Origin of the sequence: Niveispirillum sp. SYP-B3756, from assembly GCF_009495745.1 — a bacterium.
In the GTDB taxonomy this organism is placed as follows: Bacteria; Pseudomonadota; Alphaproteobacteria; order Azospirillales; family Azospirillaceae; genus Niveispirillum.
Window position 1 is genome coordinate 359,970 of sequence record NZ_WIDQ01000004.1, and the last position, 22,809, is coordinate 382,778.

A 22,809-nucleotide genomic window follows, 5' to 3' on the forward strand; every position below is an offset into this window, starting at 1 on the left:
ACGGGGGAAACAAATGGCACGAGTGGCTTTGGTAACGGGTGGTACGCGCGGCATTGGCGAGGCGATTTCCGTCGCGCTGAAGAATGCCGGTTATATTGTTGCTGCCAATTACGCCGGCAATGACGAGGCCGCCCGTCAGTTCACCGAACGGACCGGCATTGCTGCCTATAAGTTCGACGTGTCCGACCCGAACGCGGTGAATGAGTCCGTGGCCAAGATCGAGGCGGAGCTGGGCCCCGTCGATGTGCTGGTCAATAATGCCGGTATCACCCGCGATGGTGTGATGCATCGGATGAATTTTGAACAGTGGAACGCGGTGATCCAGACCAACCTGTCCAGTTGCTTCAATACCTGCCGCGCCGTGATTGACGGGATGCGCGCCCGCAATTTCGGCCGCATCGTCAATATCGGTTCCATCAACGGTCAGGCTGGCCAGTATGGCCAGGTGAACTATGCCGCTGCCAAGTCCGGCATCCATGGTTTCACCAAGGCCTTGGCCCAGGAAGGGGCCGCCAAGGGCATCACCGTGAACGCCATTGCGCCGGGTTATATCGACACGGACATGGTGCGCGCCGTGCCGCCCAACGTGCTGGAAAAGATCGTCGCCAAGGTGCCGGTCGGCCGTCTGGGCAAGGCGGAAGAAATCGCCCGCGGTGTGCTGTTCCTGGTGGCGGATGATGCCGGTTTCGTCACCGGTTCCACCCTGTCCATCAATGGTGGCCAGCACATGTATTGATGTCTGGTGGGGAACCACCGGAAAATCAGGCCCCCGCCGGTTCTCTCGGCGGGGGCTTTTTAATTTGCAGAGGTGCCGGAGCATCATGCCAACAGCCCTGACCCATCCCCGTGTCGGCGTCGGCTGCATCGTCTGGAAGGGCGATCAGATCCTGTTGATCCAGCGCGGCAAACCGCCCGGGGAAGGGGAATGGTCGCTGCCCGGCGGCAGCCAGGAGCTGGGGGAAACGCTGTTTCAGGCCGCCATCCGGGAGGTGCGGGAGGAAACGGGGGTGGAGGCGGTGGCCCTGTCGGTGCTGACGGCGGTGGACAATATCGTCCACGATGCCGCCGGTGCCCTGCTGTTCCATTACACCATCGTGGATGTGGTGGCCGAATGGCGGGCGGGGGAGCCGGTGGCCGGCGATGATGCCCGCGCCGTTTGTTGGGCGGGGCCCGCTGAATGGGAAAGGCTGGTGGCCTGGGGCCCCTTGCGCGAGGTGTTGCGCATGGCCTGGGCGCAGCGGCAGGCTGTTCGGTAAAAAGCCCCGGACGGGGTGCGTCCGGGGCCTGGGCCGATCTTAATTCTTATGCTCGGTTGCCTCGTCGATCTTCTCGGCGGCCTTGTCCTTGGCCTCCTCCATCTTCTCAGCCGCTTTGTCGGTGGCGTTTTCGATTTTGTCGGCGGCCTTTTCCGCTGCTTTGTCGATCTTCTCGCCAGCCCGCTCAGCCGGCCCTTCCTTGTCGCAGGCGGTCAGGGCCAGCGGGGTGCCGGCGATCATCAGGATGGCGGCGATCTGGGTGAATTTGCGCAACATCATCTTACAGTCCCCCTTGGGTTAGGCTTATCGGGGCAGCGGCGCGCCGCTTACCCCTTTCACGCCCAGCAAACGGGGGCGATGGGGGGCTTGTTCCCGATCCCCATGAAGATTGCGGGGCCCCGACGCAGTAAGCCCCAACCTGTGATATTTTTACGACCTTCGTCACGGGAAAGTCTTGGAAGTCACACAATCCGATGGTCAGTTCTTCCGGCTTGTTCAATCCATCTTTCACAGGTTTCCGGATGCCGCTTTCCCGTCGGGCTCTCACCCTCTCGCTTCTGGCCTTGTCCCTTCCCATGCCTGCCCTGGCCCAACAGGCGGCCCCGCCGCTGGCGCTGGAACGCTCCGCCGTGCATATGCTGACGGCGAAGTCCAACGGCCGCACCTACGATATTTATGTGAAGCTGCCGCCAAAATATGATGCGCCGGAAAATGCCGGGCGGCGCTATCCGGTGATCTATCTCACCGATGGGGATTATACGTTTCAGGTCGCCTCTGGCGTCACCCGATTGCCGCATAATGCCGGCAAGCTGGAACAGGCCATTCTGGTGGGCCTGCCCAATGCCAAGGGCGAAGACGGTATGGCTGCCCGCCGCCGCGACCTGACACCCTGGGAGAATCCGGCCATGCCCGGCCCCAATGGCGGCGGCAAGGCCTTTGCGGCATTCATCACCGGTCAGGTGCTGCCGCTGATCGATGCGACTTACCGCAGCGATCCGGCCCGGCGCACCTTTGTCGGCCAATCCTATGGCGGGTTGCTGGGCCTGTGGATTCTGTTCAGCCAGCCGCAGCATTTTTCCAGCTATCTGCTGACCAGCCCCTCCATCTGGTATGCCGAAAAGGCGCTGATGGCGCTGGAAGCCGACTATGCCAAGAATCACAAGGAGCTGAAGGCCCGGCTGTTCATGGCCACCGGTGCCTTTGAAGGGGTGAAGAAGGGGGCGCCCAGCCCGCGTTATAATAAGGAAACCGACATGGTGGGCGACCAGCAGAAAATGGCCAAGGGGCTGCGGGCGCGCGGCTATAAGGGGTTCCAGGTCCAGGATATGGTGATCCCCGCCACCATCCATGAAACCACCTTTCCCATCGGGCTGGTCTATGGGCTGCAATGGCTCTATGGCCAGGATCAGTTATCCGGTTGGACGCCCGGCGAGTGAGGGAACAGGCATAAAGCCAAAAACAAAACCCGCCGCCCGTTACCGGGCTGGCGGGTTTTTGTTTGATCGGTGAAATGGTGCTGCCGATTGGAATCGAACCAACGACCTCGTCCTTACCAAGGACGCGCTCTACCGACTGAGCTACGGCAGCAGCGACATTTCAATGCCCGCAACCGGATATCGGCTGTGGGGTGGGCGGCTATTTGCCATCCGGGGCGGGCAAGTGCAAGTGAATTATCACCAGCACAGATCCGGCCGAACAGCAGGGCTTAACCGCTGCCAAAACAAAACCCGCCGTCCGTTGCCGGGCTGGCGGGCTTTTGTTTTTGAAAATGGTGCTGCCGATTGGAATCGAACCAACGACCTCGTCCTTACCAAGGACGCGCTCTACCGACTGAGCTACGGCAGCAGCGACATTTTCAAACCGCGCCGACGTTGGCGTCGCTGCGGTGGGCGGCTATGTGCCACTCCAGGCCCGCCGGCGCAAGCGGAAAATTCGCTGCGGCAGGATTTTTTCTGACACCCTTGACGGCGGCGGGTCAAATCGCCTGGAATTCCGCCGGTTTTCAAGGAGCCAACCCCGCCATGACCAAAGTGCCCCCCAAGAAGGATATTCGTCAGGAACGCCTGGCCCAGGCCTTGCGCGATAATCTGCGCAAGCGCAAGGAACAGAATCGCGCCCGCGACGATGTGGATGCAAACCCGCCCCCCGCTACGGAGGGGGATGTGGGTGGTACCACTGCTTGAGCCCGGCGGGGCGCTGGGCTACAAACTGTTGCGGCCCCCAAGATGTGGGGCCTTTTGCCATTGGGGGACATTATGCCGATCATGCCCGATACCTGGATCCGGGAACAGGCGACCAAGAACGGGATGATCGAGCCGTTCATCGAGGCGCAGAAGCGCGAAGGCGTCATCTCCTACGGCCTGTCCTCCTACGGCTATGACGCGCGCGTGGCCGACGAGTTCAAGATTTTCACCAATGTCGACAATGCTGTCGTCGATCCCAAGCGCTTCGATGAGACGAGCTTTGTTGATCGCAAGACCGATGTTTGCGTCATCCCGCCCAACAGCTTTGCGCTGGCCCGCACGGTGGAATATTTCCGCATTCCGCGCGATGTGCTGGTGGTCTGCCTGGGCAAGAGCACCTATGCCCGCTGCGGCCTGATCGTCAATGTCACGCCGCTGGAACCGGAATGGGAAGGCCATGTGACGCTGGAAATTTCCAACACCACGCCGCTGCCCGCCAAGGTCTATGCCAATGAAGGGCTGTGCCAGTTCCTGTTCTTCCAGGGGGCCAGCCCGTGCGAGGTCTCCTATGCCGACCGGGCTGGCAAATATATGAAGCAGCGCGGCGTCACCCTGGCGCGGATCTGAGCAGGCCCCCGCCCAGCTATCGCCTTTTTGCGGGCCGATAATCCCGGCCCGCCCCCACCAGACATCAGAACCGAACCCCCATGGACAAGCTCCTCATCCGCGGCGGCAAGCCGCTCAAGGGTCAGATCCCCGTCAGCGGTGCCAAGAATGCGGCCCTGCCGCTGCAGGCCGCCTGCCTTCTCACCGATGAGAAGCTGACCCTGACCAATTTGCCGCTGCTGGCCGATATCACCACCATGAACCGGCTGCTGGCCCAGCATGGGGTGGAGGTGCATATCAACGGGCGCGATGCTTTTGGGTCCAGCGGCCGGTCGGTGGAACTGGACGCCAACGAGATTTTCAACACCACCGCCCCCTATGATCTGGTGCGCAAGATGCGCGCCTCGGTGTTGGTGCTGGGGCCGCTGCTGGCGCGATTCGGTCAGGCCAAGGTCAGCCTGCCCGGTGGCTGCGCCATCGGCACCCGTCCCGTCGATCTGCATATCAAGGGCCTGCAGGCCATGGGCGCGCAGATCGATATCGAGGGCGGGTATATCCTGGCCCGCGCCCCGGAAGGCGGCTTGGTGGGGGCGGAATTTGTCTTCCCGCAGGTCTCCGTCGGTGCCACGGAAAACCTGATGATGGCGGCCACCCTGGCCAAGGGTGAAACTGTGCTGGTGAATGCCGCGCGGGAACCGGAAATTGGCGATCTGGCCCGCTGCCTGATCGCCATGGGGGCGGAGATTGAGGGGATCGGGTCCGACCGGCTGGTGATCAAGGGCAAGGACCGGCTGCATGGGGCGACCTATGCCGTGCTGCCCGACCGGATCGAGGCCGGCACCTTCGCCATGGCCGCCGCCATCACCGGCGGTGAGCTGGAATTGCTGGGGGCCAAGCTGGACGATCTGAAGGCTGTGGCCAAGACGCTGGCTGCCGCCAATGTGAAGGTGTCAGAGACGGCAAACGGCCTGCTGGTTTCCGCCACTGCCGGGGAACTGGTGGGCGTGGATGTGATGACGGAGCCGTTCCCCGGCTTCCCCACCGATCTGCAGGCGCAGATGATGGCGCTGATGTGCGTCGCCAAGGGCGCCTCCATGATCACGGAGACGATTTTCGAGAATCGCTTCATGCATGTGCCGGAACTGGCGCGCATGGGGGCGAACATCACCGTCCATGGCTCGTCGGCCCTGGTGCGCGGCGTGCCGCGCCTGACCGGCGCGCCGGTGATGGCGACGGATCTGCGCGCCTCTGTCTCGCTGGTGCTGGCCGGTCTGGCGGCACAGGGCGAAACGGTGGTCAACCGCATCTATCACCTGGATCGCGGGTACGAGCGGATTGAACATAAGCTGGCCGCCTGTGGGGCGGATATGGAGCGGGTGAAGGAAGCGGATTGAGGGGGGATAAAGCCTCTTGCTGCTTGATATTTTTTTCGCGCCGCTTCCCCCCCCCCCCTCTCTACCGTCACCCCGGCGAAGGCCGGGGTCCAGGTGCCGCAAGCGCCTCGCTCTACGATACTGGACCCCGGCCTTCGCCGGGGTGACGGTAGAGGGTGGGGGCAGGGGTGGAAAGGTCAGCGTGTGCCCAACGGCCTGCCCCCTTAAAATCCCCACCACCCCCACCCATCTAAGCCCCATCCCCTGATCACCGGAGAGAAGCAGCGATGACCGGATTGCGTTTGGCCGCGATGGATGCCCAGGATCTGGCGGTGCTGTCGGCCATTCTGCAGGACGCCATCGTGCCCATCGGCGACATTGCCTTTCTGCCCGGAGAGCAATGTTTTGTGCTGGTGGCCAATCGCTTCCGCTGGGAAGGGGAGGGGACACCCGCCGGCCCCACGCCCGATGCCGGCCATGCGGGGGAGCGGGTGAATTGCGGTCTGCGTTTCCTGGGTGTCACCCGCGTCGCCTATCGCGGGTTCGATCTGCGCCGGCGTGATCAGTTTCTCTCCCTGCTGGCGATCGAACCCGCCGATGACGGGGCCAGCCTGCTGCTGCGGCTGGCTGGCGGCGGGGATATCCGCCTGTCGGTGGCGCGGCTGGAGGTACGGCTGGCCGATATCGGCGAGCCATGGCCCGCCGTGGCGCGGCCCGCGCATCCCGTGTCCAACTGATCGCACCCCAGCCTTTCGCCCCCCGCGTCTGGACGTGGGCGGCTTGGCGTGCCATGTAGTCGCTCCCATTTCCCTACCTGGAGCGTCCAGGACATGATGCCGTCCGCCCCCCAAGACATGCTGGTGCTGGCCCTGCCCAAGGGTCGAATCCTGGATGAGGTGAGGCCCCTGTTGCATCATGTGGGCATTGAGCCGGAACCGGATTTCGACAATCCGAAATCCCGCGCCCTGCGCTTTGCCACCAATCTGCCCCATGTGCAGATCATCCGGGTGCGCAGCTTCGACGTGGCCACCTTCGTGGCCTTCGGCGCGGCCCATCTGGGCGTGTGCGGCAGCGATGTGCTGATGGAGTTCGATTATCCCGAACTCTATACCCCGCTGGATCTGGGCATCGGCAAATGCCGCATCGCCGTGGCCGAGCCGGTGGACCTGTCCACCACGGATGATCCCTCGCGCTGGAGCCATGTGCGCGTGGCCACCAAATACCCGGAAATCACCCGCCGGCATTTCGCCGCGCGCGGCGTGCAGGCGGAATGCATCAAGTTGAATGGCGCCATGGAACTGGCCCCGTCGCTGGGCCTGTGCTCCCGCATCGTCGATCTGGTGTCCACCGGCGTGACGCTGAAAGCCAATGGCTTGGTGGAGATTGAGCATATTGCCGATATCTCCTCCCGCCTTGTCGTCAACCGTGCCGCGTTCAAGACCCGCCATGGCGAAATCCAGGGCTGGATCGACCGTTTCCAGGAGGCCATTGGCAATGAAGGTTAATCTTTCCACCGCCGATGCCGGGTTCGAGGCAGCCTTTACCGAATTGCTGGGCGCCAAGCGCGAAGTTCAGGAAGACCTGAACAATGCCGTCGCCGCCATTCTGGCCGATGTGCGGCTGCGCGGCGATGCCGCCCTGCTGGACTATACGCGCCGCTGGGACCGGCTGGACCTGACCGCCGACCGGCTGCGTATCACGGCTGACGAGATCAGCGCTGCCATCGCGCTGTGTGACCCGGAAACGCTGGCAGCCCTGCGGCTGGCGGCGGAACGGATTGAGGCGTTTCACCGTCGCCAGACGGTGGAGGCCAGCTTCTACACCGATGCCGCCGGCGTGCGGCTGGGCGCGCGCTGGACCCCGGTGGGGGCTGTCGGCATCTATGTGCCCGGCGGCACGGCAGCCTATCCCAGTTCCGTGCTGATGAATGCCATCCCCGCCAAGGTGGCGGGTGTGCCGCGCATCGCCATGGTGGTGCCGACCCCCGATGGCAAGCTGAACCCGCTGGTACTGGCCGCCGCCCATCTGGCCGGCGTGACGGAGATTTACCGCATTGGCGGAGCGCAGGCCGTGGGGGCGCTGGCCTATGGCACGGCGACCATTCCGCCGGTGGACAAGATCACCGGCCCCGGCAATGCCTTTGTCGCTGCTGCCAAGCGCCAGGTTTTCGGCACGGTCGGCATCGACATGATCGCCGGGCCGTCGGAAATCCTGGTGGTGGCCGATGGGGCCAATGACCCGGCCTGGATTGCCGCCGACCTGTTGAGCCAGGCGGAACATGATACCTCGGCCCAATCGATTCTGATCACCGATGATGCCGGCTTTGCCGAATCGGTGGCGGCAGCGGTGGAAACGCATCTGGCGACCCTGCCGCGTGCCGCCATCGCGCGGGAAAGCTGGAATGCCCATGGGGCCATCATCATTGTGGCCAACCTGGATGAGGCGGTGCCGCTGGTGGACCGTATCGCGCCCGAACATCTGGAACTGGCCGTGGCCGACCCGGATGCGCTGGCCGCCAAGGTGCGCAATGCCGGGGCGATTTTCTTAGGGCGCCATACGCCCGAAGCCATCGGTGATTATGTCGCGGGGCCGAATCACGTGCTGCCCACGGCGCGGTCGGCCCGCTTCTCCTCCGGTCTGAATGTGCTGGATTTCATGAAGCGGACGACGCTGGTGGGCTGTTCCCCGGCCGCACTGGCCGCCATCGGCCCTGCCGCCGTGGCCCTGGCGGAAGCCGAAGGGCTGGGCGCGCACGCCTTGTCGGTTGCAATCCGGCTTGCCAACAAGGCCGGCTGACAGCAGGGTAGGGGACGGGCGGTAGTGCCGCCCGCCCCCTTACCAAAACCACCGGACCCAACCGGTGGCGTAAATGGGAGAAGCTGGTGATGCATCAGGAGGCCATGACGCGATGAATGCGCCCCATCACCGGATCGTTCATGTCGAACTGGTCGAAAAACACGTGCTCCGCCACAATATGGAGGTGGAGCATGAACGGGCCGTGGCGATTTTCGACCTGCTGGACGAAAATCGCTTTGCCCTGGTGGAGATGCCGGATCATGGGCCGTTCCGCCTGTTCCTCTCGGTGGAGGATAACCGGCTGATCTTTGACATCAGGTCAGAGGATGATCAGCCGCTGAACCGGACCAGCCTGCCGCTGACCCCCTTCCGCACCATCGTGCGCGACTATTTCATGATCTGCGACAGCTATTACAAGGCGATCAAGACGGCCTCGCCCTCGCAGATTGAAGCCATCGATATGGGCCGGCGCGGCCTGCATAATGAAGGATCTGAACTGCTGCGGGAGCGGCTGGCCGGCAAGGTGGAGCTGGATTTCAACACCGCCCGGCGCATCTTTACCCTGATCTGCGTGCTGCATATCAGGGGCTGACGCCGAGATGCCCACCTCTACCCCCGCCCGAATCTCTTCCGTCCTGTTTGCCTGCACGCATAATTCCATCCGCTCCCCCATGGCGGAGGGGTTGCTGAAGATGCTGTATGGCAAATCCATCTATGTGGACAGTGCCGGTGTGCGGGAAGGTGACACCGATCCGTTCGTCACGGCGGTGATGGCGGAACTGGGGGTCGATATGTCCCGCCATCATTGCAAGACCTTCGACCAGTTGCAGGATGACAGCTTCGATCTGGTCATCTCGCTCTCGCCGGAGGCGCAGCATAAGGCGGTGGAAATGACCCGCACCATGGCGTGCGATGTGGAATTCTGGCACACGTTCGACCCCTCGCTGGTGGAGGGTAACCGGGAGACGCGACTCGATGCCTATCGGCAGGTACGCGACACCATCCTGAAGCGTCTGAAGGACCGTTTTCCGCCCGGTTGAGCGGGGGCCCGTCGCTGCAATTTCTCCCGTTGCAACCCCCGACCCTTGCCATGTTTTGACCGAGACCGACATTTGCGTTGCCGAACATTGCACGGTGAATGCGTAACGGATCGGTGGGCGAACCCAGCAACTGGAATGCAGATCGGTGGTCGCGGTCATGCGCCTTCGACCACGCGTTTCTTGAGGCGTTCGTGCAGGAAATCGGCGCGTTCAGGCCAAAATCAGCAAATTGGCGTTTTGGGCGGAAAAGGCGGGATTTTAGGAGGGCAAGATAAAGGAAACCGGCACTACGCTGGCCGGATTTCTGAAATTGTTGTTGTCTGCACACTGGTTAGGGGAGCCGCGAGCGGCACCCCATTTTGACCCCCATAGTGCCGCGATGTCTCGCAGCACCTCGGCTGTGCTTGGTTTCGACCGGCACCATGGCCGCTAATTGCCCGATTTTTAATAGTTTCTCCAGCGTGCTCAAGTGGCAGTGTCCGCCAAGAATGCTCTCGCCGCCGCGCTTCGTTCGTCAACGGAGGGGGCCGTGCCATTCGTGGGTTGAAACAACGGCGTTGACTTTGATTAGGTGCCATATTATATGGCGCCGTATGAGAATGCTTGAACAGAAACACCTTGCCTTGTTGGAGGAAGCCGAGCGCCGGGCCGTCGCGGACACGGACAATATGCGCGCGTGCTTCGAGGTGCTGGCGCTTGCAGGAGCGATTGACAGAGATTGCGCCACTCGACTTGCGCCGTTCCGGCTCTCCGAAGGCAAGTTCGTGCTTCTGTTTCTCCTGCATGATCAGCCGGACGGGTTGTCGCCTCACGAGCTGGCCGAAAGGGCGGGCGTGACGCGCGCCACGATCACCGGGCTTCTCGATGGCCTTGAGCGCGATGGTTTCGTTACGCGCCGACCCGGCCTTGATGACCGGCGGAAAATCGCGGTCGTGCTGACCGGACCGGGACGTAAGACAGCGTGCGATCTGCTCGATGGCCATAGCGCATGGATCGCCTCTCTTTTCGCGGGGTTTACCGCCAAGGAGCGACAGACCTTTCATGCCCTTCTTCGGCGTATCTGGCGAAATCTTGATGCTGGCGAAAGACCACGGGCCAGACAGGAGGCGCAGCCATGAGCCGGGGCGGGGTCCAGAGCATAGCGGTTGATCGTCTGGCACAGCTCAATGCTGGCAGCGCGGCGACAACATTGACCGAATGCCTTGCGATCGATTTTGCCACACTCATGGGCAATATCCTGCCGGAGATCGGCGACGATGCGCTGACCGAAATGAGGCAAGCCGCATCACTCGGCATTTCCCGGCGTATGCCGCTTGCCGCCCGTCTAATTGCGGACCGGATAGGCTTTTCCGCTCAGGAAAGGCTCGCTAACCATCCGTCCGATACGGCGCGCGGCTGGGCCTGCTTTATGATCGGCGCAACCGAAAGAATGGATCTTTGCCAGCGGCTTGCTGCGATCCGGGCCTATGCCGACGACCCTCATTTCGGGGTGCGCGAATGGGCCTGGATGGCGGTTCGTCCTCATCTTGCCGCCGAATTGGAAAAGGCGATTGCCTTGCTGGCCGCCGACTGGCCACTCAACCCGTCCGAACGTATCCGTCGTTTCGCTTCGGAAGCGATCCGGCCACGCGGTGTGTGGTGCGCGCATATCGCTGCGCTGCGGCAGCATCCCGAACTTGCGCTTACCGTTATCGAGCCACTCCGAGCCGATCCGTCCAGCTATGTGCAGGATTCAGTCGGCAATTGGCTGAACGACGCCAGCAAAGACCAACCCGATTGGGTTCAGGCTCTATGCGACCGTTGGACGTCGGCAAATTCAAATCCTGCGACGGCGCGTATTTGTCGGCGCGCACTCCGATCAATCCGTTCCGATAACAGACACTGACATGGACAGAACATGGCTTACTATCTGACCGAACTTTACACCGCAAAACCAGCATGGCTGGCTCTCTCCCCGCAAGAGCGTCAGCAATTCATTAGCGCTATCGGTTCCGCCATACCCGCGCTATCCACGCTTGGCGTGGAACCGCTTACCTTGGGCAAGGTAGATCAATCCAAGCTGCATTCTGTGGCGCATACATTTTTCGCAGTGTGGCGCTGCCCTGATGACGCGGCGCTTGAGGCCCTTGTCGGTGGGATAGCGCAATCGGGCTGGCATGATTACTTCGATACGATAAATGCTGGCGGTGAGGGCACCGATCTGGTCGGCCATCTCGCGCAGCTTGACGACGCTGTATAGAGTTGGTGCTTGAATGCGGCGGCGACCATCTCCCTGCATTCCACCTCCGGCAAGAGGCGCGGCAGCTATGGCGTCACCCTGCAAGGCGAGCTTGGCACCATCCTCGAATGGATCGGGCGCACTGGAAAACCCGGATACAGGCCCGATCCTATGGCAGCTCCCCGTTTGTCCACTTCGGTCAAAACATGGCCATGGGTGGGGAGGGTTGCAGATGTGCGTGGAAAACACTTGACCGCGTGGCGTGCGGCAATCACCTATTTGCCGTTTTTCAGCGCCTAGACCCAGGAAGACATGGCCAAGGAAGATCTGATCGAGTTCTCCGGCACGGTGACGGAACTGCTGCCCAACGCGATGTTTCGCGTCAAGCTCGATAACGAACATGAAGTGCTCGCCCATACCTCCGGCAAGATGCGCAAGAATCGCATTCGTGTGCTGGCGGGGGATCGCGTCAATGTCGAAATGACGCCCTATGACCTGACCAAGGGGCGGATCACTTTCCGCTTCAAGTAAGCGGAAAGTTGTCTCATGACCTTGCAAGGTACGCCGGCGCTGGCTGGTGACGGGCCCGGCCCCCTGGCCGGACGCCCGCAACTGGTGCTGGCCTCCGGCTCCCCCCGGCGGCGGGAATTGCTGGCCCAGATCGGGCTGGTGCCGGATGCGGTTGATCCGGCGGATATCGACGAATCCCCCCTGAAGGACGAATTGCCGGCCCCCCATGCCCTGCGCTTGGCGCGGGAAAAGGCGGCGGTGACGGCGGCACGCCATCCGGGTGCCATCGTGCTGGCTGCCGATACGGTGGTGGGGCTGGGCCGGCGCATCCTGCCCAAGGCGGATGATGCCGCCACGGCCCGGCAATGCCTGACGTTGCTGCAAGGCCGGCGGCACCGGGTGCATACCGGTTTCTGCGTCATTGGTGCCGATGGTCGCGTCTGGTCCCGCACGGTGGAAACGGCGGTGATTTTCCGCACCCTGTCCGCCCATGAGATTGAAAGCTACATCGCCACCGGCGACTGGCGCGGCAAGGCCGGCGGCTATGCCATCCAGGGGATTGGCAGCCTGTTCGTGCGGCAGATTGGTGGCAGCTACAGCAATGTGGTGGGCCTACCGCTGACGGAGGTGGGGGGCACCCTGCGCGCCGCCGGGCTGGACGCCCTGGCGCTGGCCGCTGCGGCCGCCACTGCACCGAAAGCCGGCTGATGCGCCGGCTGCTGATCGACCGGCGGGGGGCGCTGACGCGCTGTGCCCTGCTGGGCGATGGCGTTTTGAGCGATCTTGCCATCGATCATGCGAACCATCCCGGCTGGCTGGGTGCCGTGGCGCTGGGCCGCGTCACCCGCATTGCCGCCGGGCTGGATGCCGCCTTCGTTGATTTTGGCGACCGGGTGCCCGGTCTGCTCTCTGCCGCTGATGTGCGACCCACCCGCCGTGATGCCAAGATCGGCCAGTTGCTGCGCACCGGCCAATCCGTGCTGGTGCAGGTGAAGGCCGATGCCCATGGTGACAAGGGGGCCAGCCTGACGGGCGATATCTCCCTGCCGGGCCGTTTCCTTGTCTATACGCCGCTGGGCGATGGGCTGCATCTGTCCAAGCGTCTGGGCAAGGGGCCGCAGGTGAACGCCCTGCGCGCCCTGTTCGCCGCTGAACTGCCCAACCAGGGTGGCTGGATCGTGCGCGGGGAGGCGGCGGGGGTGGACCCTGGGCTGGTGCTGGCGGAGGCCGAGGCCCTGCTGGCCCGCTGGCGCCCCGCCAGCCTGGCCCTGGGCGGGGCGGCCCCCCGCACCCTGATCCCCCCGCCCGATGCCCTCCGCCGCGCCGTGACGGAACTGCCGCGTGATGGCTTGGCGGAGATCATGGTGGAGGGGGCGGAACTGCTGGCGTCGGTGAAGGCGCTGCTGACCGATGATGCCCCCGATCTGCTGGCCCTGGTCAAGCCCTGGAAGCCGGGGGACGGGCGCCGCCTGTTCGATCAGGGCGATGTGGATGGCGAAATTGCCCGTGCCGCCGGCCGGCGGGTGCCGCTGGCCTATGGCGGTTCCCTGGTCATCGACCGTACCGAGGCACTGACCGTGGTGGATGTGAATGGCGGGGAGCGGGGCAACCCGCTGGCCACCAACCTGGATGCCTGCCCGGAGATCGCCCGCCAATTGCGCCTGCGCAATATTGGCGGCATCGTGGTGGTGGATTTCGTCAATATGGGCCGCGCCGGCGACCGCGACGCGGTGGTACGGGCCTTGAGTGAGGCGGTGGCCGCCGACCCGGTGGCCACCCATGTTTACGGCATGTCGCGCCTGGGCCTGGTGGAGGTGACGCGCGCCCGTCGCGGCCCCGCCCTGGCCGACCTGCTGGCCCTGGATGGAAGCGATGATGATGAGTGACGATCCCATTGATCTGGCGGCTGCCCGCCCCCGCAAACAGGTGGCCTGCCCCATTTGCAGCCGCCCGGTGGTGGCCGCCTTCAAACCCTTCTGTTCCAAGCGCTGCGCCGATGTGGACCTGTCCCGCTGGCTGGGGGAGGCCTATCGCGTGCCGGTGGCCCCCGATGATGATGAGGCTGAGCAGGTGGATGAAAAAAATCGCAGCCTGTAAAAAAAGTGCTTTACAGGCCTCAGCCAACTCTCTAAAAGCGCCTCCACCGGACGGCACGACCAACACCGACCGGCGCTGAAACGGCGAAAGCCGACAGCAGATGCGATAGTGCCCAGGTAGCTCAGTCGGTAGAGCAGGGGATTGAAAATCCCCGTGTCGGCGGTTCGATTCCGTCCCTGGGCACCACTTCCCCTGGCAATATCAAGGGGTTAGTGGTTGCCGTTTCTGAGTTGCTGCGAAAAGATACTCTATTGTAGTGCTAGCGCAGCATGACAGGTTTCCAACAAAATCGATGTTTCACGCTGATGCGCAAACCGGCTTTAGCGCGGCGCTGGCGCATTCACCCAGCGGTTAACAGCAGGTGTGCGACGACAGCGGTGTTGCATTTTACAAAGAACAAAGCATAAACACCATCCCAGCCGCTGGCGCTGCATTGCAGCCGCATCCCTCCGTATGCCTTTTCAGGCCCTGTAGCGCCCACGGACGGGGGAAAACGGCAATGGGCTACCAGTTGCTGCAAATTGCCCTCCCCTGCGCCAGCGGCGTGCTTTTCGGGGTGCCGTGCGATGCGGCGCGTAGGTTTATGAAATTTCTGCGTTTTTTGCCGATTTTTCTTTTGCCAATGAATCTCCGATTTCGATATATTTCCGGCGTTGTGATTTCATTTTCTAAGAAATTAGAGCGCACACTCAAAGTGTGTGGCGATGACTTGCCAGAATTTTGCAGTCATTGTTGAAACTCAATACAATCATCGAAATCCGCCTCCAGCATCATCCGACCAGCCGATCGATCAGGTTCGACCGGGCCACCCCAAGGGTTTCAGCCACCGCCTTCACCGCGAACCGTCCTGCAGCGGAGACCGCGCGAGCAAGATCGGTTTTTTTTGAGCGCGACTTCCCCAGCGCATCGCGCAGGATTTCCGCCTCCAGCACCTTGTGGCCGAGTTGGCGTTCCAGCTCCCGCACCCGCTCCTCAAGCTGCCGGACAACCTTGCTGCTGTTCACATCGTCATCATCCGCCACGGCTACGCTCCCGCCTTCCAGCATCAGACGCCGCCAACGATACAGCAGGTTCGGCGCCACGCCATGCCGGCGGGCGACAATGGAGATGCTTGACCGGCCGTCCAGCGTCTCCTCCACAATCCGCAGCTTCTCCGACGCCGTCCAGCGGCGACGGCGGCCGCCATCCGTGATGATCTCGATCTCAAGCATAAGCACATGCTCAGGGATATCCCCAAGCCTCCCTGGCTAGGCCTGACTGTCCGGCCCAAACAGGGGCCAGTTCATTGACGGCCAAGACCTGACGCCGGACATGCTTGCTTTCTCCAATCCTCCAGAGTATTCCTTTTATTGAAGGCTTTAAAATGACGATTGGCTACGCCAACCGCTTAATAAGGTAGAAGCCATGAATTCGCGCGAAACATCCGATCTGGTGATTGCCACGCCTGTTCATGGTAAAAAAACTTGGATTGCTCCAGAAATCCGTGACCAGAGTATTGGGAGTACAACCCAAGCCAAGAGCAACAGCCCGAATGAATCGAGCCCCAACACGGGTCCGGTGTCATGAATCGGGATTGCCGGGTGATCGGTTCGCGATATCTTTAATGTCTTTGATGCAGCCATTGTTTCATTATCGCGTCTGCGGTCTTTCCGTTGCGTCGGATTTCGCTCTTCCTGGGATGGTGACCGCAACTGAGAGCGTGTCACAGCCGGATGTGTGTGTGCGGCGTGGAACGACGCCAGCCAAACTTGACACAGCGCGGCGCATCGGGCCGACTTGGCAACTCAACGATACGGCTTTTCTGTTTCAGGTTCCACAAGTTGCCCGCTTCCTCGTCACGGATGGGAGTGAGGTCGTTGTTGACGTGGATGAGTTATCGACAACGGTTGATGCAGCGCCCTTTCTGCTTGGCACTGCCTTTGGGGTCTTGCTTCACCAGCGCGGACAGCTTGTTTTGCACGCTGCCACCGTCTCCTATCGGGGCCGGGGCGTAGCCTTATGTGGCATTACGGGTGCCGGAAAATCGACGCTGGCGGCGGCGCTCTGCCGGGCGGGGTGCGATTTTGTCGGTGACGATGTCGCTGCTATTCGTTTCGATGTGGGGGGCGTACCGACCATTCTGCCAGATGGACGCCAGCATCGTTTGTGGATGGATGCTGCCGAACAGCTCGCGTTGACCGATCGCATAGGTCCGCCAGTTCGACCCAGCATGAATAAATTCCACGTTGATCCACCACGAGTGCCAACACAAGATCCTATGCCACTGAGTGCGATTTTCATATTGCGGACAGCGGCGACATCGCGCCTGCTTGAGTTGGAGCCTGTCGATGCTGCCGCGTTGCTGCGCGACGAGGTTTATCGCTCAAAGCCGGCCAGCCATCTGGGGCGCGACGCCGATCTGTTCCGGCAGATCGCCGTCTTGATCGGTCAGGTTCAGGTTTTTCTGTTCGAGCGTTCTATGGATTTTACCCAGCTGGATGATACCGTCGCTGCCGTGCTGGCGAAGTTCGGCACCAAGGCATGATACCGCCTGGAGGCAGGATCGTCTGGCTCGCCTCTTATCCGAAATCGGGTAACACGTGGCTCCGCTTTCTGATCGCCAATTACCTTTCCGACGACGCGGCACCGCTTGCCATCAACCGGATCAACCTCAACAGTCCCTATCCGGTGATGAAGGATTTTCTGGAGGATGAGAGCTTCATTGATGCGGATCTTCTCCGCCTTGATGAAGCGAATATTCTCCGGGCCAGCGTGATGGAGGATTATGCTCAACGATGCGACACGGTCAATTGCATAAAGGTCCATGATCGGCGCGATTTCTGTGTGAATGGCGCGCCTCTCCTGGGGTGGGGAGAGCTTTGGTCTGGCCTCTATATTGTCCGCGATCCCCGCGACGTAGCGGTCTCGATGACGTTTCACAACAACATTACGGTCGACGGCGCGATCAGGATGCTGAACAATCCTGACAACATTATTGGTTGGAGCCGAAACGGTCGTCACCATCATGTGCCGCAGCGGGTTGGCGATTGGAGTGCCCACGTCGCAAGTTGGATCGACCAAACCGACTTTCCTGTCCATTTTTTGCGATATGAAGACCTGCAGGCTGATCCGGTCGGGGTTTTTGGCGCGGCTGTCGCCTTTACCGGCTTGGAGGTTCAGCCGGCACGGGTGGAGCGCGCCGTTCGCTTCGCCGACTTTCGTGAGTTGCAACGTCAGGAGAGCCAATCGGGCTTTTTTGAACGTCCCTCCAACTCAGCCGCGCCTTTTTTTCGTTCGGGGCGGGTTGGTGCCTGGGCGGAGGTTTTAAGCAAGGCGCAGAGCGATACCATTACCGCCGCGCACCGCCCGATGATGGAACGGTGCGGGTATCTGTGAATGGGCCCTTACCGAAGAAAGAGGATCACCCAGCGACATGGTTTGTGCCGGGACCGTGTCGGGGTGAGACGTTGGAGACATACATGAACAACTCAACGAAAATTTGCGGAACCTTTCGCCGCGCCGATGGCCTCCTCACAGCCAGTATCGACGAGGAACTGCTGATGATGAGCGTCGAGCAGGGACGATATTTCAACTTGAACGCCGTCGGTTCCCGCATTTGGGAACTGCTCGCGGAGCCGATGTCTGTCGACGGGCTAACGGATGCGCTGACGGCTGAATATGACGTCGATCCAGCGGAGGCCCGCCGGGAGGTCGAGCGATTTTTAGGTGCTCTTCGGGAGCGCGGCCTGCTTGCGGTGGATAATGCGGGACCGGTGTAAAGTCTCGCCTGTCCGTCTGCGGATTGGCGGCCGGTGCTATAGGCTTGCCCGTGATGCCGCCCGGCAACTCAGTGATGCTGCCGCACGTAGGCGATAAAGCGCAGGATACGTGGCAGCATCATCGCTAGCTTATTTAAAGCCGGGCTGTCACCCAGTTCGCTTGCGCGGCGCAAGGCTTCCGCCGAGGGTGGCAGGGCGCGCAACCGCCGCTCCAGAGCATCCAGATCGAACAACGCGTTGACCCGTGGGTGTCCGCGCAGGTCGGGCAGTTGACGGAGCAGCGCGTCGCGTTGCAGGGCGACGACCAGCGGGGTTTCCGAAAACGGGGCCTCCTTGGACCGGTTTTCCAGGATACTGTTCGGCAAAATTCCGATCATGGCGTCGCGGTACAACCGCCGGGAAACGCCGTCGCGCAGAAAATGCTGGCTAGGCAAGGTCAGCGCAAATTCGATTACCCGGCGGTCAAGCAGCGGGAAAGCGGCGGCGATACCGGTGCGGGCACTTGTCAACGCCCAATGCTCTGGGCGCCGTGTCAGAATTGGCCCGGTCAGGAGAGTGAGGTGGTTGGCGACGGCGTTGGAACGCATCGCCGGTTTCGGCGGCAAGACACTCCTCAGCGCCTCACTGCGCAACAGCTCGGTCAGGATCATCGGCGCGCTGTCTGGCATCCCGCCGCGCAGGCGTTGGATGACGGTCTGAACCGCCTCTGGCAGCAGATAGTTCCGCACCTCACCAAGCAGCACCTTCGTCACGGAGCTATCTCTGCTGACAGCGCAGGCCCTGATCTCGCGCACAAAACGCCCCCAATGCCCGGCCAGCAACGCCTCAGCCATCGCACCGCGACCGTTGAAGGATGCCCCCTCGTCGCCCCCCCACCCTGAAAGCAGCACCTGCGCGCCTCTGGTCGCCGCATCCATGCAGATCCATGCGTCGGGATCAGCAGGGTCGAACGGCATCGGCTGGTCGCAATCCATGCGTGGCATCAGGTAATCCAACGAGGAGCCGATGCGCACGGGTATGCTGACAATGTCCGGTTCCTGATCCAGCACCGTCTGGACAAGTGGCCCCTCTCCATCGGGTGCGTAATCTCCGCGTGGCGTCGGCAGGAATGAATAGGCGAGCAATGGACGCCCGGTTGCACGCAGCGCCCGGGCAGCGAGGACGCTGATGGAGGGGGAATCAAGCCCTCCACTCAAATGGGTCGCCACCGGCCCCGTTGCCGGCAAGCGGGCGCGCACCGCCTGTGTGACCAGTGCCGCCATCTCCTCGGCGGCCTCTTGCGGGCGGCACCGGTTTCGCCCGGCAGTTGCCGGGTCGAGCCGCCAATGGACGCCGCTCTCCCGTCGCCGGGCCGACAGCCGCAACCATGTTCCGGGTCCAAGCCGTTCAATGCCGCGAAGCACCGAGCGATTGTTTGGTGTCGCGCGCACCAACAGCGTGCTGATAAGGGCGGCTTGATCCAACTCTCTCGCAACGAAGCCACTGGCGGTGAGGCCCCGCGGCAGCGAAGCGAAGGCAAACACCCGATCCGGTTGATCATGAATGAACAGCGGCCGGATACCCATGCCGTCACGGGCACAGAGCAGCGTCTGATCTCGCGGATTCCACGCGGCCAAGGCGAAGTCGCCGAAGATGCCGCGAAGCCCCCCGTCGGCCCCGTCGCCCCCCCGGCTCTCCAAGGTTTCCAGTACAGCGGCCTCGTCAGCCCTGCCATCCTTACCTTCGTAGAGCCTGCAGTCGGCTGCAAGCACGAGACCGCTTGCGCCCCGCAGCAGTGTGGTCATCGACTGAACAACCTGGGACGCGGCGGCGGCAGGCGCGAAATCTAGCATAGCGAGCGCTACCGGCCCTTCGGTGAAACAGGCCACCGCCGGGGTCAGGCCCGGCTCGGTCATCGCGGCCACCATGGCGGCCAATCGGCCAGGTTCCGCCGATCGACCGTCGAGATGGAGGAAGCCACAGATCAGCCGCATGATTCGTTCCCGTGATGGTGGCGCCTTGGCGCAGTCAATCGAGCGGCCCGTCAAAACCGATGTCGACATAATGGAGCAGCAGCACCCAACTGCTCTGATCAGGGGGCAGCATGGGCCGCCCGTGTGCAATCTCGCAGCCGCGAAACAGCATACCGCCGCCAATCGTTTGAAAGCAGTCACGCGGCAGCGCTTCCGGGCCCGTGCGGACCTGAATAGGCCAAGGCGACCGACCATCCAGCGGCAATGGCTGATGGTCGATTTGCAAGGAGAGCGTATGGCGGCATTGCTTCCTGTCGCTATGCCATGGCAGATCGGTTCCACCACAATAAAGCGAGGCGTAGGCGTAGCTGCTCTTGATCGGGGTGCCGACGATCCGTTCAACCGACCCCCGCAACGCGCTCAGCATCACGCGTCCGGCGGGGTCGTTATGGGCATAGTGACGGTTGGCTTGACGGTCACCATGCGTCAACTTTCCTGCGGCCAACTCGGTTCGGTAATAGGCGGTCAGGATCCGTGTCGCTTCGGGCGTTATCAGCGTGGGAAGCAGGATGACGCCATGTCGGGCATATTCGTCCCGCTCCACGCTGGCAGTGGACAAAATGAACGGTTCGGTGCGCTCCTGCGGCACAATGATCAGGCCAGTCTGCCAAAGCGTCATCACCTCATACGCAGAAAGGGGCGCGCCGCCTGCCGCATCGCCATTCAAAAAACGAAGAACGGCGTCAAAACCCGGCGTCTCATGCCGGGTTAGCTGGCTCTGCACGAAGCCGCGCATATGCGAATAGGTGGCAATATTGATACGGTCCGCCACCCCGGCTGTGACATGAATCACCGCGTCGGCGAGGGGGTTGGCCGCATAGGGGGCCGGAATCATGACGCGCGCTGGCTCCGGAACCAGCAATTGATGGCAAAACGCTGATCCATGAATGCGTTGGACGGGCAGGAGACTGGTCTCACCTCATGGGGAGCCCAGGACGGGAACAGCAGCAGCATGTCCTGTTCCGGTGTGATATCCAGGAAACTCCCACCCTGTCCAACAGGCAGGATCGAATGCAGCCGCAATGCTCCGCCGCTGTATTTTTTGGGTTCGACGTGAAAATAGAACACCCCTGTCAACGCCCGATCCGTCGTCCGGTCCATAAGACCGGTTCTGGTATCGATATGCCGCCGGTAGAAGGCACCGTCGCCGTGGGCGACAAGCTCCATCTCCAACCGCCCCAGATCGAACGGCGACATACGCAGATCGGCGATCGCCGGCTCCATGATCGCCAGAAAACGGGCCTCCAACGCGCTATGTAACGCCCCGAAATGCCGCAAAACCCGCGAAACGCGGATCTCGGTATCGACCCCCCCTTGCCCAATTTCGGTGGACGTAAAGGCGTTCTGGTTGGCTTCGACGTGGGCCAGCAACCGCTCGATCATATCGAAGCCAAGAAAGTTGCTGATCACTTGATGGGGAGCAGGTCGCTCGAATGCGCTCAGGGCGGGCGCGGTGTTCATTCTGCGATCCTGCTTCAGTCTATGGTCAAGGGCGTTGCCCCTTGGTCGCACGGAATGACATCAAGTGCCACGCAGATTCGCGGATCGCCAACGCCGGTGGGAACCGTCCCGTGCCCAAAGAAGGAGGGGAAGATCAGTAACGTCCCCTCCCGGGGCTTCACATGCCAGTGTGGAAAATCCGGGCGTGATCCCCCGATGGATGGAGGCCAGGGACCGAAGGTGAGCGATCCGGGCGGCGCGTCCGTATCCGCGTTTGGCGACACGCCTTGCGGCACGCGTGCGTAATAAATGACGGTCAGCCAGCCCTGCGAATGGATGTGCGTTTCCTCGTGCCCATCGTTCGACAAGACCAGCGCCCAGCCTTGCAGCCATGCTGTTTTCGGGCGATTGGCGATCAGCGGATGCTGTTCATTGAAACGTTCCGCCAGATATTCATCGACCTGCCGGCGAACGATGGCCAGCAGGTTCAGGATTGCCGGATGCTTGACACCGGCCAGCCCTTCAAGGCGCAGATTGCGCCCATGTGTTGGTCGGATCTCCGGCGATGGGGCAAGTGCCGGATGCATCAGGATCGCCTGCGCCAGTTCTTCATTGTCGACCTGGGTGGAGTCCAGTTCGACCCGACGGCACAGGCGATCAAAATCAACAAGGCGACGAGCATCCGACATCGGCCCTGCCAAGGAAAGTGCTGCGGACAGATAAGCCAGGTGGACGGTGGAACCAACACCGCCATCGATTGCTTTCCAGCAGATGGCGGCCAGCGCTTCAGCATTGCCGCGCGTCAAGCAGTCGTTCGCGAAGGCTCCCAGCACTGTGCCGTCGCCTGGCTTCTCGTTCAGCCTCTGGACTGCCGCCATCCTGGCCTCTTCGATCCGGCCCAAGGCGTAGAGGGCAAGGATTCTTTGTCGGCGCAGTTCAGGTTCCGTCCCGTCAACCGCTGCGTCCACCACCTTTAAAGCCAATTCCGGCTGTTCACAGGCAATGGCGGCCTGCGCCAACTCTTGCCGGAGGGTGAGCGTCAATCCTCCCTCTTCAATACGTGGCGACAGAAGATCGAAAATCTCCGCCCAACGCTGATCATCGCGAAGTGCGACCACGAGATCGCGCAGTAGATCGGAACGGTCGGGTCGTGTCGCCACAGCGGCGCGCAACAGAGGCAGGAAAGATCGGGCAGGCGGGGCTGACGCGGCCTGATCTATACGCCAAACGATTTGGGGTCCGTCGGTTGGCATCGTCCCGTCGCATTTGGCTTCTGAGAGATGGAGAATGGATCAGCCAGCACCTTGAAGTAAAGCCGCATACACGGTTTTAAAAGCCGCCCCCGCAGCCAGATCACCTTTTCCATCGCCGGACCATGCCTGGTGTACGGGCATCACCCACATTCCGATGCGGCGGGGCTTCCCGTGCCTGATCGCCGTGATGGGCTGAGCATTGCGTAAGGTGTTGGCCTGGAAACTCTTCAACAGCATGGACATCGATTTCCGCTGGGAGGTGGCCTG

The 22,809-nt window shown here is 62.1% G+C and carries 28 protein-coding genes, 3 tRNA genes and 1 pseudogene; 23 read left to right on the forward strand and 9 right to left on the reverse strand.

Annotated features, from left to right (window positions below; all coding sequences use genetic code 11):
* Nucleotides 1-13: 13 nt before the first annotated feature.
* Nucleotides 14-736, forward strand: a complete 723-nt coding sequence (gene phbB / locus GE253_RS11475; RefSeq protein ID WP_153204262.1) for an acetoacetyl-CoA reductase — start codon at nt 14-16, stop codon at nt 734-736.
* An 85-nt stretch (nt 737-821) separates the two neighbouring features.
* On the forward strand, nt 822-1,256 hold the full coding sequence (locus tag GE253_RS11480; protein WP_153204263.1) for an NUDIX hydrolase: 435 nt from the start codon (nt 822-824) through the stop codon (nt 1,254-1,256).
* Between the two features lie 39 nt (nt 1,257-1,295).
* Here the strand turns inward: GE253_RS11480 and GE253_RS11485 are convergent, their stop codons facing one another.
* A complete protein-coding gene (locus GE253_RS11485; protein WP_211101424.1) occupies nt 1,296-1,535 on the reverse strand; it encodes a YtxH domain-containing protein in 240 nt (79 codons plus the stop codon).
* 242 nt (nt 1,536-1,777) lie between these two features.
* Between GE253_RS11485 and GE253_RS11490 the strand changes: the two genes are divergently transcribed.
* A complete protein-coding gene (locus GE253_RS11490) occupies nt 1,778-2,692 on the forward strand; it encodes an alpha/beta hydrolase-fold protein (protein ID WP_173012600.1) in 915 nt (304 codons plus the stop codon).
* 75 nt (nt 2,693-2,767) lie between these two features.
* Here the strand turns inward: GE253_RS11490 and GE253_RS11495 are convergent.
* Nucleotides 2,768-2,843 (reverse strand) — tRNA-Thr (locus GE253_RS11495).
* Between the two features lie 182 nt (nt 2,844-3,025).
* Nucleotides 3,026-3,101, reverse strand: a tRNA-Thr gene (locus GE253_RS11500).
* A gap of 176 nt (nt 3,102-3,277) precedes the next feature.
* Here GE253_RS11500 and GE253_RS11505 point away from each other — a divergent pair.
* The 17 genes from GE253_RS11505 to GE253_RS11585 all read left to right on the forward strand — a co-directional run bounded on the left by GE253_RS11505 (nt 3,278) and on the right by GE253_RS11585 (nt 14,815).
* Nucleotides 3,278-3,439: a hypothetical protein gene (locus GE253_RS11505; RefSeq protein WP_153204265.1), complete on the forward strand. Its 162-nt coding sequence runs from the start codon at nt 3,278-3,280 to the stop codon at nt 3,437-3,439.
* Nucleotides 3,440-3,511: 72 nt separating this feature from the next.
* Entirely contained in the window at nt 3,512-4,066 is a 555-nt protein-coding gene (gene dcd / locus GE253_RS11510) for a dCTP deaminase (protein ID WP_153204266.1), read from the forward strand.
* Nucleotides 4,067-4,146: 80 nt separating this feature from the next.
* Complete coding sequence (gene murA, locus GE253_RS11515) at nt 4,147-5,439, forward strand: UDP-N-acetylglucosamine 1-carboxyvinyltransferase (RefSeq protein ID WP_153204267.1); 1,293 nt, start codon at nt 4,147-4,149, stop codon at nt 5,437-5,439.
* Between the two features lie 266 nt (nt 5,440-5,705).
* Nucleotides 5,706-6,155, forward strand: coding sequence for a DUF2948 family protein (locus GE253_RS11520; protein ID WP_153204268.1), 450 nt, complete (start codon nt 5,706-5,708; stop codon nt 6,153-6,155).
* Nucleotides 6,156-6,251: 96 nt separating this feature from the next.
* Nucleotides 6,252-6,923, forward strand: coding sequence for an ATP phosphoribosyltransferase (gene hisG / locus GE253_RS11525; protein ID WP_153204426.1), 672 nt, complete (start codon nt 6,252-6,254; stop codon nt 6,921-6,923).
* A complete protein-coding gene (gene hisD / locus GE253_RS11530; RefSeq protein WP_153204269.1) occupies nt 6,913-8,214 on the forward strand; it encodes a histidinol dehydrogenase in 1,302 nt (433 codons plus the stop codon). Before hisG ends, hisD begins: the two co-directional genes overlap by 11 nt.
* 112 nt (nt 8,215-8,326) lie before the next feature.
* Nucleotides 8,327-8,806, forward strand: a complete 480-nt coding sequence (locus GE253_RS11535) for a UPF0262 family protein (protein WP_089287404.1) — start codon at nt 8,327-8,329, stop codon at nt 8,804-8,806.
* 7 nt (nt 8,807-8,813) lie between these two features.
* Complete coding sequence (locus GE253_RS11540; RefSeq protein ID WP_153204270.1) at nt 8,814-9,254, forward strand: arsenate reductase ArsC; 441 nt, start codon at nt 8,814-8,816, stop codon at nt 9,252-9,254.
* A gap of 599 nt (nt 9,255-9,853) precedes the next feature.
* A complete protein-coding gene (locus tag GE253_RS11545; protein ID WP_211101425.1) occupies nt 9,854-10,372 on the forward strand; it encodes a MarR family transcriptional regulator in 519 nt (172 codons plus the stop codon).
* Nucleotides 10,369-11,139, forward strand: coding sequence for a DNA alkylation repair protein (locus GE253_RS11550; RefSeq protein WP_153204272.1), 771 nt, complete (start codon nt 10,369-10,371; stop codon nt 11,137-11,139). The genes GE253_RS11545 and GE253_RS11550 overlap by 4 nt, the downstream gene beginning before the upstream one ends.
* A 12-nt stretch (nt 11,140-11,151) precedes the next feature.
* Nucleotides 11,152-11,493 carry a DUF6616 family protein gene (locus tag GE253_RS11555; RefSeq protein WP_153204273.1) on the forward strand — a complete coding sequence of 114 codons (342 nt, stop codon included), beginning with the start codon at nt 11,152-11,154 and terminating at the stop codon, nt 11,491-11,493.
* A gap of 291 nt (nt 11,494-11,784) precedes the next feature.
* Nucleotides 11,785-12,003 (forward strand): translation initiation factor IF-1, encoded by a 219-nt coding sequence (gene infA, locus GE253_RS11560; protein WP_028097283.1) that lies wholly within the window; start codon nt 11,785-11,787, stop codon nt 12,001-12,003.
* 15 nt (nt 12,004-12,018) lie between these two features.
* A complete protein-coding gene (locus GE253_RS11565; RefSeq protein WP_153204274.1) occupies nt 12,019-12,690 on the forward strand; it encodes a Maf family protein in 672 nt (223 codons plus the stop codon).
* Nucleotides 12,690-13,868 carry a ribonuclease E/G gene (locus GE253_RS11570; protein WP_153204275.1) on the forward strand — a complete coding sequence of 393 codons (1,179 nt, stop codon included), beginning with the start codon at nt 12,690-12,692 and terminating at the stop codon, nt 13,866-13,868. Before GE253_RS11565 ends, GE253_RS11570 begins: the two co-directional genes overlap by 1 nt.
* Nucleotides 13,861-14,079 (forward strand): DNA gyrase inhibitor YacG, encoded by a 219-nt coding sequence (yacG, locus tag GE253_RS11575; RefSeq protein ID WP_153204427.1) that lies wholly within the window; start codon nt 13,861-13,863, stop codon nt 14,077-14,079. The genes GE253_RS11570 and yacG overlap by 8 nt, the downstream gene beginning before the upstream one ends.
* A gap of 110 nt (nt 14,080-14,189) precedes the next feature.
* A tRNA-Phe gene (locus GE253_RS11580) sits at nt 14,190-14,265 on the forward strand.
* Nucleotides 14,266-14,578: 313 nt separating this feature from the next.
* Nucleotides 14,579-14,815, forward strand: coding sequence for a hypothetical protein (locus tag GE253_RS11585; RefSeq protein ID WP_153204276.1), 237 nt, complete (start codon nt 14,579-14,581; stop codon nt 14,813-14,815).
* Nucleotides 14,816-14,852: 37 nt separating this feature from the next.
* Here the strand turns inward: GE253_RS11585 and GE253_RS11590 are convergent.
* Nucleotides 14,853-15,308: pseudogene (locus GE253_RS11590) on the reverse strand (transposase); the annotation flags it as partial.
* Nucleotides 15,309-15,682: 374 nt separating this feature from the next.
* Here GE253_RS11590 and GE253_RS11595 point away from each other — a divergent pair.
* From GE253_RS11595 to GE253_RS11605, 3 genes are all read left to right on the forward strand, one after another.
* Complete coding sequence (locus GE253_RS11595) at nt 15,683-16,603, forward strand: hypothetical protein (protein ID WP_153204277.1); 921 nt, start codon at nt 15,683-15,685, stop codon at nt 16,601-16,603.
* Nucleotides 16,600-17,454, forward strand: a complete 855-nt coding sequence (locus tag GE253_RS11600) for a sulfotransferase domain-containing protein (protein ID WP_153204278.1) — start codon at nt 16,600-16,602, stop codon at nt 17,452-17,454. Before GE253_RS11595 ends, GE253_RS11600 begins: the two co-directional genes overlap by 4 nt.
* 83 nt (nt 17,455-17,537) lie before the next feature.
* Complete coding sequence (locus tag GE253_RS11605; protein ID WP_153204279.1) at nt 17,538-17,837, forward strand: PqqD family peptide modification chaperone; 300 nt, start codon at nt 17,538-17,540, stop codon at nt 17,835-17,837.
* Between the two features lie 68 nt (nt 17,838-17,905).
* Here the strand turns inward: GE253_RS11605 and GE253_RS11610 are convergent, their stop codons facing one another.
* The 5 genes from GE253_RS11610 to GE253_RS11625 form a co-directional block, all read right to left on the reverse strand.
* Nucleotides 17,906-19,810: an asparagine synthase-related protein gene (locus GE253_RS11610; RefSeq protein WP_173012601.1), complete on the reverse strand. Its 1,905-nt coding sequence runs from the start codon at nt 19,808-19,810 to the stop codon at nt 17,906-17,908.
* Nucleotides 19,811-19,844: 34 nt separating this feature from the next.
* Nucleotides 19,845-20,684, reverse strand: a complete 840-nt coding sequence (locus GE253_RS25820; protein WP_173012602.1) for a hypothetical protein — start codon at nt 20,682-20,684, stop codon at nt 19,845-19,847.
* Entirely contained in the window at nt 20,681-21,310 is a 630-nt protein-coding gene (locus tag GE253_RS11615) for a 2OG-Fe(II) oxygenase (protein ID WP_153204281.1), read from the reverse strand. Before GE253_RS11615 ends, GE253_RS25820 begins: the two co-directional genes overlap by 4 nt.
* A gap of 14 nt (nt 21,311-21,324) precedes the next feature.
* Entirely contained in the window at nt 21,325-22,449 is a 1,125-nt protein-coding gene (locus GE253_RS26660; protein ID WP_173012603.1) for a putative 2OG-Fe(II) oxygenase, read from the reverse strand.
* Between the two features lie 132 nt (nt 22,450-22,581).
* Entirely contained in the window at nt 22,582-22,785 is a 204-nt protein-coding gene (locus tag GE253_RS11625; RefSeq protein ID WP_153204283.1) for a hypothetical protein, read from the reverse strand.
* Nucleotides 22,786-22,809: the final 24 nt, after the last annotated feature.

Coding starts and splice junctions, on each gene's coding strand:
- GE253_RS11480 (WP_153204263.1), top strand. CDS start 822: ATGCCAACAGCCCTGACCCATCCCCGTGTCGGCGTCGGCTGCATCGTC.
- GE253_RS11485 (WP_211101424.1), bottom strand. CDS start 1,535: ATGATGTTGCGCAAATTCACCCAGATCGCCGCCATCCTGATGATCGCC.
- hisD (WP_153204269.1), top strand. CDS start 6,913: ATGAAGGTTAATCTTTCCACCGCCGATGCCGGGTTCGAGGCAGCCTTT.
- GE253_RS11570 (WP_153204275.1), top strand. CDS start 12,690: ATGCGCCGGCTGCTGATCGACCGGCGGGGGGCGCTGACGCGCTGTGCC.
- GE253_RS11520 (WP_153204268.1), top strand. CDS start 5,706: ATGACCGGATTGCGTTTGGCCGCGATGGATGCCCAGGATCTGGCGGTG.
- GE253_RS11610 (WP_173012601.1), bottom strand. CDS start 19,810: ATGCGGCTGATCTGTGGCTTCCTCCATCTCGACGGTCGATCGGCGGAA.
- GE253_RS11605 (WP_153204279.1), top strand. CDS start 17,538: ATGAACAACTCAACGAAAATTTGCGGAACCTTTCGCCGCGCCGATGGC.
- GE253_RS11600 (WP_153204278.1), top strand. CDS start 16,600: ATGATACCGCCTGGAGGCAGGATCGTCTGGCTCGCCTCTTATCCGAAA.
- GE253_RS11595 (WP_153204277.1), top strand. CDS start 15,683: ATGTCTTTGATGCAGCCATTGTTTCATTATCGCGTCTGCGGTCTTTCC.
- GE253_RS25820 (WP_173012602.1), bottom strand. CDS start 20,684: ATGATTCCGGCCCCCTATGCGGCCAACCCCCTCGCCGACGCGGTGATT.
- yacG (WP_153204427.1), top strand. CDS start 13,861: ATGAGTGACGATCCCATTGATCTGGCGGCTGCCCGCCCCCGCAAACAG.
- GE253_RS11565 (WP_153204274.1), top strand. CDS start 12,019: ATGACCTTGCAAGGTACGCCGGCGCTGGCTGGTGACGGGCCCGGCCCC.
- GE253_RS11490 (WP_173012600.1), top strand. CDS start 1,778: ATGCCGCTTTCCCGTCGGGCTCTCACCCTCTCGCTTCTGGCCTTGTCC.
- GE253_RS11615 (WP_153204281.1), bottom strand. CDS start 21,310: ATGAACACCGCGCCCGCCCTGAGCGCATTCGAGCGACCTGCTCCCCAT.
- GE253_RS11540 (WP_153204270.1), top strand. CDS start 8,814: ATGCCCACCTCTACCCCCGCCCGAATCTCTTCCGTCCTGTTTGCCTGC.
- murA (WP_153204267.1), top strand. CDS start 4,147: ATGGACAAGCTCCTCATCCGCGGCGGCAAGCCGCTCAAGGGTCAGATC.
- GE253_RS11535 (WP_089287404.1), top strand. CDS start 8,327: ATGAATGCGCCCCATCACCGGATCGTTCATGTCGAACTGGTCGAAAAA.
- hisG (WP_153204426.1), top strand. CDS start 6,252: ATGCCGTCCGCCCCCCAAGACATGCTGGTGCTGGCCCTGCCCAAGGGT.
- phbB (WP_153204262.1), top strand. CDS start 14: ATGGCACGAGTGGCTTTGGTAACGGGTGGTACGCGCGGCATTGGCGAG.
- GE253_RS11550 (WP_153204272.1), top strand. CDS start 10,369: ATGAGCCGGGGCGGGGTCCAGAGCATAGCGGTTGATCGTCTGGCACAG.
- GE253_RS11585 (WP_153204276.1), top strand. CDS start 14,579: ATGGGCTACCAGTTGCTGCAAATTGCCCTCCCCTGCGCCAGCGGCGTG.
- GE253_RS11625 (WP_153204283.1), bottom strand. CDS start 22,785: ATGTCCATGCTGTTGAAGAGTTTCCAGGCCAACACCTTACGCAATGCT.
- dcd (WP_153204266.1), top strand. CDS start 3,512: ATGCCGATCATGCCCGATACCTGGATCCGGGAACAGGCGACCAAGAAC.
- GE253_RS11505 (WP_153204265.1), top strand. CDS start 3,278: ATGACCAAAGTGCCCCCCAAGAAGGATATTCGTCAGGAACGCCTGGCC.
- GE253_RS11545 (WP_211101425.1), top strand. CDS start 9,854: ATGCTTGAACAGAAACACCTTGCCTTGTTGGAGGAAGCCGAGCGCCGG.
- infA (WP_028097283.1), top strand. CDS start 11,785: ATGGCCAAGGAAGATCTGATCGAGTTCTCCGGCACGGTGACGGAACTG.
- GE253_RS11555 (WP_153204273.1), top strand. CDS start 11,152: ATGGCTTACTATCTGACCGAACTTTACACCGCAAAACCAGCATGGCTG.